Origin of the sequence: Pseudomonas sp. AF03-9, assembly GCF_020515815.1 — a bacterium.
Classification (GTDB): Bacteria; Pseudomonadota; Gammaproteobacteria; order Pseudomonadales; family Pseudomonadaceae; genus Aquipseudomonas.
Genome location: NZ_JAHPJF010000009.1, coordinates 116,252 through 127,318 on the forward strand (window position 1 = coordinate 116,252; position 11,067 = coordinate 127,318).

Consider the following 11,067-nt stretch of genomic DNA (forward strand, 5'->3'; position numbering starts at 1 on the left):
GTCGTGCCCGACTGGCGGCGTCATTCAATACCGAGGTTAGACATGTCCACCACCATCGCAAAAGCCAACCCCAAGGTTGGCTTTGTTTCCCTGGGGTGCCCGAAGGCACTCGTCGACTCCGAGCGCATCCTCACGCAACTGCGTATGGAAGGCTATGACGTCGTGTCCACTTACCAGGACGCCGATGTGGTGGTGGTCAACACCTGCGGTTTCATCGATTCGGCCAAGGCTGAGTCCCTGGAAGTGATCGGCGAAGCCATCAAGGAAAACGGCAAGGTCATCGTGACCGGCTGCATGGGCGTGGAAGAAGGCAATATCCGCAACGTGCACCCGAGCGTGCTGGCCGTGACCGGTCCGCAGCAGTATGAGCAGGTGGTCAACGCCGTGCACGAGGTGGTGCCGCCGCGCCAGGATCACAACCCGTTGATCGACCTGGTACCGCCACAGGGCATCAAGCTGACCCCGCGTCACTATGCGTACCTGAAGATTTCCGAAGGCTGCAACCACAGCTGCAGCTTCTGCATCATCCCGTCGATGCGCGGCAAGTTGGTCAGCCGTCCGGTCGGTGATGTGCTGGACGAGGCCCAGCGCCTGGTCAAATCTGGCGTGAAAGAGCTGTTGGTGATCTCCCAGGACACCAGCGCCTACGGCGTCGACGTGAAGTACCGCACCGGTTTCTGGAACGGCGCGCCGGTGAAAACCCGCATGACCGAACTGTGCGAAGCCTTGAGCAGCCTGGGTGTGTGGGTGCGCCTGCACTACGTTTACCCGTACCCGCACGTGGACGAGCTGATCCCGCTGATGGCCGCCGGCAAGATCCTGCCGTACCTGGACATCCCGTTCCAGCACGCCAGCCCGAAAGTCCTGAAAGCCATGAAACGCCCGGCCTTCGAAGACAAGACCCTGGCGCGTATCAAGAACTGGCGCGAGATCTGCCCGGAGCTGATCATCCGCTCCACCTTCATCGTCGGCTTCCCCGGCGAAACCGAAGAAGACTTCCAGTACCTGCTGGACTGGCTGACCGAAGCGCAACTGGACCGCGTCGGCTGCTTCCAGTACTCGCCGGTCGAAGGCGCCCCGGCCAACCTGCTGGACCTGGCCGTGGTGCCGGACGACGTCAAGCAAGACCGTTGGGAGCGCTTCATGGCGCACCAGCAGGCGATCAGCTCGGCGCGCCTGCAACTGCGCATCGGCAAGGAAATCGAAGTGTTGATCGACGAAGTCGACGAGCAAGGCGCCGTTGGCCGTTGCTTCTTCGATGCGCCGGAGATCGACGGTAACGTGTTTATCGACGATGCCAGCGGTTTGAAGCCGGGCGACAAGGTCTGGTGCACCGTGACCGATGCCGACGAATACGACCTGTGGGCTGAAAAGCGCGACTGATGCGGTAAAGATTTGAAAAAGCCCTGCTTCTGGACAAGATGCAGGGCTTTTTTACGTCTATCGTTTTGCCCATCGGCATCAATCATCGGCAAGGGGCAGCGGGCATGCGTCAGCATTCGGTTATCTACACACCTAACGTCAGCGACTACCCGCAGTTGGCGCAGATCTGGGAGACTTCGGTGCGGGCGACCCATGATTTCCTGCCGGACAGTTACATCGTGTTGCTAAAAGACTTGGTGCTGACGCGCTATCTGGACACCGTCATGCTGATCTGCACCAAAGACCCGCGCCAACGCATCACCGGGTTTGCCGGGGTGGCGGCGGGCAAGGTGGAGATGTTGTTTATCGACCCGCAGTACCGGGGCCAGGGCCTTGGTCGGCAACTTCTGCGCTATGCCATTGAACACATGAATGCCGATGAACTGGACGTGAATGAGCAGAACCCACAGGCCCTGGGCTTCTACTTCAAGCAGGGCTTCGAGGTGATCGGACGGACAGAGCATGATGGTCTCGGGCAACCGTACCCTTTGCTGCACATGCGTTTGCGCTCTTCTGTGGGAACTGGCTTGTCGGACCCCACAAAAAACCACAGCACCGAAATGGGGCCGGGATTAACCGGCCCCACACAGGTACAATAGCCGCCCCCTTTTGTTACGGCCCTTGTCATGACTGACCCCATACGCCTCTCCAAACGCCTTATCGAACTGGTCGGTTGCTCCCGTCGGGAGGCTGAGCTGTTCATCGAAGGCGGCTGGGTCTCGGTGGACGGTGAAGTGATCGACGAGCCGCAGTTCAAGGTCACCACCCAGAAGGTCGAACTCGACCCCGAGGCCAAGGCCACCGCGCCGGAGCCTGTGACCATCCTGCTGCACGCCCCGGCCGGCGTAGACGCCGAGACCGCACTGGCCTCGATCAGCGCCGAAACCCTGTCCGAAGAACACCGCTTCGGCAAACGCCCGCTAAAAGGCCACTTCCTGCGCCTGACCGCCAGCGCCGACCTGCAAGCCAAGGCCAGTGGTCTGCTGGTGTTTACCCAGGACTGGAAGATTCTGCGCAAGTTGACCGCCGATGCCGCCAAGATCGAGCAGGAATACGTGGTGGAGGTCGAAGGCGACATGGTTGCCCACGGCCTCAACCGCCTGAACCACGGCCTGACGTACAAAGGCAAGGAACTGCCGGCGGTCAAAGCCAGCTGGCAGAACGAAAACCGCCTGCGCTTCGCGATGAAGAACCCGCAGCCGGGCGTGATCGCACTGTTCTGCGAAGCGGTTGGCCTGAAGGTCATCGCCATTCGTCGTATCCGCATCGGTGGCGTGTCCATCGGCAAAGTGCCGGTCGGCCAGTGGCGCTACCTGTCCACCAAAGAAAAGTTCTAAACCGCCGCCCTTTTCTCGACACCGCCTGTTTTCGGCGGTGTCCCCAGTTGAATACCAGGATTACCCACCATGATTCACAACGACGTACTGCGTAGCGTGCGCTACATGCTCGACATCAGCGACAACAAGATGGTCGAGATCATCAAGCTCGGCGGCATGGACGTGACCAAGGACGACCTGCTGACCTACCTCAAGAAGGACGAGGAAGAAGGCTTCGTGTTCTGCCCGGATGAAGTCATGGCGCACTTCCTCGATGGCCTGGTGATCTTCAAGCGTGGCAAGGACGAAAGCCGTCCGCCGCAGCCGATCGAAACTCCGGTGACCAACAACATCATCCTCAAGAAACTGCGCGTGGCCTTCGAACTGAAAGAAGACGACATGCACGCCATCCTCAAGGCCGCTGAGTTCCCGGTGTCCAAGCCTGAGCTGAGCGCGTTGTTCCGCAAGTTCGGCCACACCAACTACCGCACCTGCGGCGACCAGTTGCTGCGTAACTTCCTCAAGGGCCTGACCCTGCGAGTGCGTGCGTAAGCCATGAGCTACAACGTCTCGCCCGTCGGCTTTGTGCGCTCCTGCTTCAAGGAGAAGTTCGCCATCCCGCGCCAACCGCAACTGGCGCCGGCCGCTCGGGGCGTGCTGGAACTGGTGGCGCCGTTCGACGGCGGCGAGGCGGTACAGGGCCTGGAGCAGGTCAGCCATGTGTGGCTGCTGTTCCTGTTCCACCAGGCCCTGGAAGACAAACCGCGCCTGAAAGTGCGCCCGCCGCGCTTGGGTGGCAACACCTCCATGGGCGTGTTTGCCACCCGCGCGACCCACCGGCCCAATGGTATTGGCCAATCGGTGGTAAAGCTGGACAAGGTCGAGCCGGGGCGGTTGTGGATTTCCGGGATTGATCTGCTCGATGGCACGCCGGTGCTGGACATCAAGCCGTATGTGCCCTATGCCGACATTATCGACACCGCCACCAACAGCATGGCCAGCAGCGCGCCGGCACTGATTCCCGTGCAGTGGCTGAAGACCGCCTTGCACCAGGCACAGGGCCACGCCCAGCGGCTGGATGAGCCGTTGGTGGCGTTGATTGAGCAGTGTCTGGCGCAGGACCCGCGGCCGGCATATCAGACGCCAGGGCCGGAGCGGGAGTACGGTGTGCAGTTCTGGGATGTGGATGTGCGCTGGCACTATCCTGAAGCTGGAACCATATGCGTGCTGGAAGTGCTTGCAGCTGAATAAAGCGCAAACCAAATGTGGGAGCGGGCTTGCTCGCGAATGCGGTGGTTCAGTCAATACAGCTGTGACTGACACACCGCATTCGCGAGCAAGCCCGCTCCCACATTTTTGGATCTGCGTTGTTACTGACCCAGTATTACTTCTCGACGAATGCACGCTCGATCAAGTAGTCACCCGGCTCACGCATCCGCGGCGAAACCTTCAGGCCGAAGCTGTTCAGCACTTCGCTGGTCTCGTCCAACATGCTTGGGCTGCCGCACAGCATGGCGCGGTCGTCCTCGGGGTTGATCGGTGGCAGGCCGATGTCGCGGAACAGCTTGCCGCTGCGCATCAGGTCGGTCAGGCGGCCTTCGTTTTCGAACGGCTCGCGGGTCACGGTTGGGTAGTAGATCAACTTCTCACGCAGGGCCTCGCCGAAGAACTCGTTCTGCGGCAGGTGCTCGGTGATGAATTCGCGGTAGGCGACTTCGTTGACGTAACGCACGCCGTGGCACAGGATCACTTTTTCGAAACGCTCGTAGGTTTCCGGGTCCTGGATCACGCTCATAAATGGCGCGAGGCCAGTACCGGTGCTGAGCAGGTACAGGTGCTTGCCCGGCTTCAAATCGTCAAGCACCAGGGTGCCTGTCGGTTTTTTGCTGATGATGATCTCGTCGCCTTCCTTCAAGTGTTGCAATTGGGAAGTCAGCGGGCCATCCGGCACCTTGATGCTGAAGAACTCCAGATGCTCTTCCCAGTTCGGGCTGGCGATGGAGTAAGCGCGCATGAGCGGGCGGCCGTTGGGCTGTTGCAGGCCGATCATCACGAACTGACCGTTCTCGAAGCGCAGGCCCGGATCGCGGGTGCACTTGAAGCTGAACAGAGTGTCGTTCCAGTGATGAACACTGAGGACACGCTCGTGGTTCATGTTGCTCATGTACGGGGGACTCCTGGAAATGGGTCTGCGCAGTATTGAGGCGCGCAATTGCACCGCATTCTAATCGCGGCGACAATATCTGTTAACTGGATTATTAAGATAAGGGTTATCGGTTATATCGATATGCGATTTACTCTCCGTCAACTGCAAGTCTTCGTCGCCGTCGCCCAGCAGGAAAGCGTCTCACGCGCTGCTGGCCTTCTGGCCTTATCTCAATCCGCCGCCAGCACCTCGATCACCGAGCTGGAGCGCCAATCCAGCTGCCAATTGTTCGACCGCGCAGGCAAACGCCTGAGCCTCAACGCCCTCGGCCATCAGCTGTTACCCCAGGCGGTGGCGCTGCTGGACCAGGCCAAGGAGATCGAGGACCTGCTCAACGGCAAGTCCGGCTTCGGTTCCCTGGCGGTCGGTGCCACGCTGACCATCGGCAATTACCTGGCGACCCTGCTGATCGGCAGCTTCATGCAGCAGCATCCCGAGAGCCAGGTGAAGCTGCATGTGCAGAACACTGCGCATATCGTGCACCAGGTAGCGCATTACGAAATTGATCTGGGTCTAATCGAAGGCGACTGTAGCCACCCGGATATCGAGGTGCAGACCTGGGTCGAGGACGAACTGGTGGTGTTCTGCGCCCCGCAACATCACCTGGCCAAGCGTGGCGTGGCGTCCATGGACGAGCTGACCCATGAAGCGTGGATCCTGCGCGAACAGGGCTCGGGCACGCGCCTGACGTTTGACCAAGCCATGCGCCATCACCGCAGCGCGCTGAACATCCGCCTGGAGTTGGAGCACACCGAGGCGATCAAACGCGCGGTAGAGTCAGGCCTGGGGATCGGCTGCATTTCCCGGCTGGCGCTGCGCGATGCGTTCCGCCGCGGCAGCCTGGTACCCGTGGAAACCCCGGACCTGGACCTGGCCCGGCAGTTCTATTTCATCTGGCATAAACAGAAATACCAGACCTCAGCCATGCGCGAGTTTCTGGAACTGTGCCGCGCCTTTACCGCAGGGGTTCAGCGCAGCGATGAGATCGTGTTGCCGAGCATTGCCTGATCGTTAGATCAGGATCACGGCCCACACCAGGGTGATCATGGTCAGCGCAACGAATTGCGCAGCGCTGCCCATATCCTTGGCGTTTTTCGACAAGGGGTGACGGTCCAGGGAAATCCGGTCGATGGCCGCTTCCACCGCGGAGTTGAGCAACTCGACAATCAAGGCCAGCAGGCATACCGCGATCAACAAGGCGCGTTCCACCCGGCTGACGTGCAGGAAGAAGCTCAATGGGATCAGGATCACGTTGAGCAACACCAACTGGCGGAAGGCCGCCTCGCCGGTGAAGGCCGCACGCAGGCCGTCCAGGGAATAGCCCCCTGCATTGAAGATACGTTTGATACCGGTTTGACCCTTGAAAGGCGACATAGACGTAGGCAACTGAACCAAAGAAGTGGGGAAACTAGATCACGCCAAGTCAAAAAAGCGTGAAGCGGCTACAACTTAATGCTGTGAAATTGACTCAAGTTGTTGCAAGAGCAGCGCCGCCTGGGTCCGGGTACGCACCCCCAACTTACGGAAGATCGCGGTAACGTGGGCCTTGATGGTCGCTTCCGACACGCTCAGCTCGTAGGCAATCTGTTTGTTCAACAAGCCTTCGCACACCATCGTCAGCACGCGGAACTGCTGGGGCGTCAGACTGGCCAGGCCATCGCGGGCGGCCTTGGCTTCGTCGGACACATTGATTTCTTCAAACGCCTGCGGCGGCCAGGACACGTCGCCGTCCAGCACTCTGCGCACGGCCTTCTGAATATCTTCCATGGCGCTGGATTTTGGAATGAAACCGCTGGCGCCAAATTCCTTGGAACGCACCACCACGTCGGCTTCTTCCTGGGCCGATACCATCACCACCGGAATCTGCGGGTATTGCCCACGCAACAGCACCAGCCCCGAAAAACCGTAGGCACCCGGCATGTTCAGGTCGAGCAGCACCAGGTCCCAATCGGATTTTTCGGTGAGACGGGCTTCCAGCTCGGCAATGCTGGCCACTTCGACCAGGCGCACATCCGGGCCAAGGCCCAGGGTCACTGCCTGGTGCAGGGCGCTGCGAAACAGCGGATGGTCATCGGCTATCAGGATTTCGTATGTGGCCATTGATTAAATGATCCTGTTTTTTATGGGAGCCCTGATGGGTTCAGGGTTCACCAGTACACAAGATGACAGCCAGGCAGCCATCACCAGAGGGCACGTTCAGCGTCGAAAACACCTTGAACGACGTTGAAAAATTCACGCTTACGCCCAATCGGCGCCCAGCATGCCCAGCGTAGCCTGGGGGGTCAAGTACTACGCCCGTGGGCATTTTAGCGGGTTGCGGGCTTAAGGTGCCATCATGCAAACGTCGTCTGGCTATACCGCTGGGATATAGGGTGCAAGACGAGTATGGACGATGTCTGCCGGGTCCAGCGGCAGTTGGAACTTGGCCGCCAGGTAGTGGGTGCTGAACACATCGAGGTAAGCGTCCAGCACCTCGCTGGCGACGCCGTCGTCGGCCAGCTCCAGACATAGCGCCGCCACTTCAGCGGTGCAGAAATGATCATCACGCTTGGAGCGCCGCAGCTTGTAGCGTGACAGTTGCTCGGGCGCCAGGCTCAGTACCGGCAAATGCTCCAGGTACGGGCTTTTGCGGAACATCTTGCGCGCCTCACTCCAGGTGCCATCGAGCAGGATGAACAGCGGGCGCTTGCCCTCCTCCACCCGCACCTCGCTGACGACACGCTCAGGGGCGACGAATTCGCCGGGGAACACGATATATGGCTGCCACTGCGGATCGGCCAGCAAGGTCAGCAAATCGGGGTCGACTTCGGTGCGCGACCAGGCGAACGCGGTGGTGTCTTCAATCACATCGGCGATCAGCCAGCCGGTGTTGCTGGGTTTCATCGGCTCGACGTCATGCATCAACAGGCACATGGCGGAACGGGCCTCGACCTTGGGGCGCCAGGCGCACAGACAGTACTCGGGGATGACCCGGCAGCCGCTGCAGCGTTCGGCACGGGAGCCACGGTTGAGGAACGGCCTGACGGCACGTGCCAGGCGCTGTGTACGCAGGCGGGAGACGGCGTGACTCATAGGGTGCGCCGTTGGGACGGGTAAATCGACACGGTGAAAACTCGTGGAGGGCTTCAAGTGGCGGCAGTCTACCAGCGATACGCCTGGCTGTAGTGGCAAGGGCTCACCTATAATTGCGCGCCACTGAACGCACAGCGCAGTGGTTGGTCTATGCACCAGTACCCGAATCAGGAGATTTTCATGTTGCGTTCCATGCTGCGCCTTGCCGCCCCGTCCATCGCCCTTGCGCTGGTATTGCCCGTGGGCGCCCAGGCGGCCTCGCTGCTGGAGGCCCAAATGAACCGCAAGCTGCAAAGCGTCGCGGCGGAGAGCAACAAAGACCTGCCCCGGGAAATCGACGAAAAAACCCTCGAGGTCGCCTACACCGTCGAAGGCATGCAACTGATCGATCACCTCAGTGTACTGCCCGACCGTGCTGAGCAGATGCGTGCCAACCCCAAGGCGGTGTACTTCCAACTGGGCCAAGCCGTGTGCCTGAACAAGGGTTACCGCGAACTGATGGCCAAGGGTGCGGTGATGCGCTATGAAATCACCGAGAACAAGACCAACCGTCCGGTGGCGTCGGTGAAATTCGTCGAAGCGGATTGCCCTGCACCGGCTGCCGCGAAGAAGAAAAAGTAAGCCTGGCGTGACCCTCGCGCGCTGCTGCCCAGCGGCGCGCACTCCCCCGTTTCAATTCTCCTGCACCGGCTAGACTGCGTGGTGAGCGACCAATAAGCGGTTGCCAGCCAAGGGTTTTTCGGCTCATGATCGAGCCATCCCTCCCGTCCATTCCCAGCGTTTCTCTTAGCTGTTTTGTCACATTTTCAGGGCAAAAGAGGGTTGCCCACCTGCGGTATGCAGCGACACATGCAGTGTCGTGGCCTTCGACGAACCTCTCGTCGAGCACCCGGGCCCTGTGTAGAAGGAGAAGTTGAATGCCTTACGAATCGAATGAGCAACTGCTCCGTCATTTTGAACAACACGGAGCCGACCTTGCGCAGCAAGTCGACGCTCAACTCCAGCTGATTGCTCCGAACAGCCCGAATATCCCCCTTTATCGCGACATGATGCTCACCGTTCTGCGCATGGCCCAGGACGACCGCGACCGTTGGAACGCGAAGATCACCTTGCAGGCCATCCGCGAACTGGATAACGCCTTTCGCGTGCTGGAACAGTTCAAGGGACGACGCAAAGTCACGGTGTTTGGTTCGGCACGTACCCCGGCTGAAAGCCCCCTGTATGCCTTGGCCCGCGAAGTCGGCACGTTGCTCGCCCAATCGGAGTTGATGGTGATCACTGGCGGCGGCGGTGGCATCATGGCCGCCGCCCACGAAGGCGCTGGCCTGGAACATAGCCTCGGTTTCAACATCAACCTACCCTTCGAGCAGCATGCCAACCCGACCATTGATGGCACCGAGAACCTGCTGTCCTTTCACTTTTTCTTTACGCGCAAGCTGTTCTTCGTCAAGGAGGCCGATGCGCTGGTGTTGTGCCCGGGCGGGTTCGGCACCCTGGATGAAGCGTTGGAAGTGCTGACACTGATCCAGACCGGCAAAAGCCCATTGGTGCCCGTTGTGTTGCTGGACGCGCCAGGTGGCAGCTTCTGGCAAGGCGCCCTGGACTTTATCCGCAACCAGCTGGAAGCCAATCGCTATATCCTGCCTACCGACCTCAAGCTGGTACGCCTGGTTTACAGCGCCGAAGAAGCAGTGGCCGAGATCAATCAGTTTTACGCCAACTTCCACTCAACACGTTGGTTGAAGCGCGAGTTTGTGATGCGCATGAACCACCCACTCAGTGACCGTGCCCTGGCCCATTTGCAGAGTGAGTTTGCCAGCCTGCGATTGAGCGGGGAGTTCCAGCAACTCGCCTACACCGCTGAAGAGCATGATGAGCCACGGTTCAGCCATTTGACGCGTTTGGTGTTTAACTTCAATGGCCGCGATCAGGGCCGTTTGCGAGAGTTGGTGGATTACATCAACTTGCCGGAAAACTGGGCACAGGCTCAGGGGAAGACGCAGCAGCGGGTAGCGCCGGAGCCGGCTTGAGTTTTTGAGTGCAAAAAAAAGGCCCACTATTTTCATAGTGGGCCTTTTTTGTGGCGCGGGGATGAGACATTCGGGGCCGCTACGCAGCCCAGCGGGAGCAAGCGCCCTCGCCATGACAAGCCCTTGCAAAATCCCAACTCAGTCGTCCATGTCCCGGCCACTCAACAGGCGGCTGATCATCTCCATCGAAAACCCGCGATAGCTCAGGAAACGCCCCTGTTTCGCACGCTCCTTGGCATCGATCGGCAGATGACCAGAGAACTTGCGACGCCAGGTATCTTCCAACTGCGCCTGCCAACTGATACCGCATTCACGCAGGGCAAGGTCGATGTCGGCACGTTGCAGGCCGCGCTGGCTGAGTTCTTCACGAATACGCGCCGGACCGTAGCCAGAGCGCGCTCGGTAGGAAACAAAACTTTCAAGGTAACGGGATTCCGACAACAGCCCCTCTTCCGTTAATCGGTCGAGGGCCGTGTCGATCATCTCGGGCTCCGCACCGCGCTGACGCAGCTTACGCGTCAGCTCGACTCGACCATGCTCGCGGCGAGCGAGCAGGTCCATTGCAGTGCGCCGAACGGCAACGAGTGTATCCAGTACAACTGTCATCGTTTGCTTCAGATATCAGTGTCGGCTTCTTCCACTTCTTCAACCGGCTCGCGGTTGGCAGCAGCCTTCACATCTGGCGCTGCGGTCAGCAGCTTGTCGCGGATCTGCTTCTCGAGCGTGGCTGCGATGTCCGGGTTGTCCGCCAGGAACTTGGCCGAGTTGGCCTTGCCCTGACCGATCTTGCTGCCGTTATAGGCATACCAGGCACCGGATTTCTCGACGAAGCCGTGCAGCACGCCCAGGTCGATCATCTCGCCGTTCAGGTAGATACCCTTGCCGTAGAGAATCTGGAACTCGGCCTGACGGAAAGGCGGGGCTACTTTGTTCTTCACGACCTTGACGCGGGTTTCGCTACCGACAACCTCGTCACCTTCCTTCACCGCGCCAGTACGGCGGATGTCCAGACGGACCGAAG

At 59.9% G+C, this 11,067-nt stretch carries 13 protein-coding genes and 1 pseudogene; 8 read left to right on the forward strand and 6 right to left on the reverse strand.

Features of this window, described 5'->3' with window-relative positions; genetic code table 11:
- Positions 1-42 precede the first annotated feature (42 nt).
- The 5 genes from rimO to tsaA all read left to right on the forward strand — a co-directional run bounded on the left by rimO (position 43) and on the right by tsaA (position 3,989).
- Positions 43-1,383, forward strand: coding sequence for a 30S ribosomal protein S12 methylthiotransferase RimO (gene rimO, locus LIY36_RS13150; RefSeq protein WP_003231334.1), 1,341 nt, complete (start codon positions 43-45; stop codon positions 1,381-1,383).
- A gap of 104 nt (positions 1,384-1,487) precedes the next feature.
- Positions 1,488-2,021: a GNAT family N-acetyltransferase gene (locus LIY36_RS13155; RefSeq protein WP_226455910.1), complete on the forward strand. Its 534-nt coding sequence runs from the start codon at positions 1,488-1,490 to the stop codon at positions 2,019-2,021.
- A 27-nt stretch (positions 2,022-2,048) separates the two neighbouring features.
- Positions 2,049-2,759, forward strand: a complete 711-nt coding sequence (locus LIY36_RS13160) for an rRNA pseudouridine synthase (protein WP_192297272.1) — start codon at positions 2,049-2,051, stop codon at positions 2,757-2,759.
- A 69-nt stretch (positions 2,760-2,828) separates the two neighbouring features.
- A complete protein-coding gene (locus tag LIY36_RS13165; protein WP_032893248.1) occupies positions 2,829-3,290 on the forward strand; it encodes a DUF1456 family protein in 462 nt (153 codons plus the stop codon).
- A gap of 3 nt (positions 3,291-3,293) precedes the next feature.
- Positions 3,294-3,989, forward strand: a complete 696-nt coding sequence (tsaA, locus tag LIY36_RS13170) for a tRNA (N6-threonylcarbamoyladenosine(37)-N6)-methyltransferase TrmO (protein WP_226455911.1) — start codon at positions 3,294-3,296, stop codon at positions 3,987-3,989.
- Between the two features lie 133 nt (positions 3,990-4,122).
- Here the strand turns inward: tsaA and fpr are convergent, their stop codons facing one another.
- Complete coding sequence (gene fpr / locus LIY36_RS13175; RefSeq protein WP_024073760.1) at positions 4,123-4,902, reverse strand: ferredoxin-NADP reductase; 780 nt, start codon at positions 4,900-4,902, stop codon at positions 4,123-4,125.
- Positions 4,903-5,025: 123 nt separating this feature from the next.
- On the opposite strand from fpr, the gene LIY36_RS13180 reads away from it, so the two are divergent.
- Positions 5,026-5,952, forward strand: coding sequence for a LysR family transcriptional regulator (locus LIY36_RS13180; RefSeq protein ID WP_010212678.1), 927 nt, complete (start codon positions 5,026-5,028; stop codon positions 5,950-5,952).
- Positions 5,953-5,955: 3 nt separating this feature from the next.
- On the opposite strand, the gene LIY36_RS13185 is transcribed toward LIY36_RS13180, so the two are convergent.
- The 3 genes from LIY36_RS13185 to LIY36_RS13195 all read right to left on the reverse strand — a co-directional run bounded on the left by LIY36_RS13185 (position 5,956) and on the right by LIY36_RS13195 (position 8,016).
- On the reverse strand, positions 5,956-6,318 hold the full coding sequence (locus LIY36_RS13185; RefSeq protein WP_017137081.1) for a diacylglycerol kinase: 363 nt from the start codon (positions 6,316-6,318) through the stop codon (positions 5,956-5,958).
- 75 nt (positions 6,319-6,393) lie between these two features.
- Positions 6,394-7,044: a response regulator transcription factor ErdR gene (gene erdR, locus LIY36_RS13190; protein WP_057723263.1), complete on the reverse strand. Its 651-nt coding sequence runs from the start codon at positions 7,042-7,044 to the stop codon at positions 6,394-6,396.
- 252 nt (positions 7,045-7,296) lie between these two features.
- On the reverse strand, positions 7,297-8,016 hold the full coding sequence (locus tag LIY36_RS13195; RefSeq protein WP_226455912.1) for a tRNA-uridine aminocarboxypropyltransferase: 720 nt from the start codon (positions 8,014-8,016) through the stop codon (positions 7,297-7,299).
- Between the two features lie 180 nt (positions 8,017-8,196).
- On the opposite strand from LIY36_RS13195, the gene LIY36_RS13200 reads away from it, so the two are divergent.
- Positions 8,197-8,637 (forward strand): PA3611 family quorum-sensing-regulated virulence factor, encoded by a 441-nt coding sequence (locus LIY36_RS13200; RefSeq protein WP_192297276.1) that lies wholly within the window; start codon positions 8,197-8,199, stop codon positions 8,635-8,637.
- Positions 8,638-8,933: 296 nt separating this feature from the next.
- A complete protein-coding gene (locus LIY36_RS13205) occupies positions 8,934-10,046 on the forward strand; it encodes a TIGR00730 family Rossman fold protein (protein ID WP_226455913.1) in 1,113 nt (370 codons plus the stop codon).
- A 138-nt stretch (positions 10,047-10,184) separates the two neighbouring features.
- Here the strand turns inward: LIY36_RS13205 and recX are convergent, their stop codons facing one another.
- Positions 10,185-10,652: a recombination regulator RecX gene (gene recX, locus LIY36_RS13210; RefSeq protein ID WP_078731805.1), complete on the reverse strand. Its 468-nt coding sequence runs from the start codon at positions 10,650-10,652 to the stop codon at positions 10,185-10,187.
- An 8-nt stretch (positions 10,653-10,660) separates the two neighbouring features.
- Positions 10,661-11,067 (reverse strand): annotated as a pseudogene (locus LIY36_RS13215) (recombinase RecA); the annotation flags it as partial.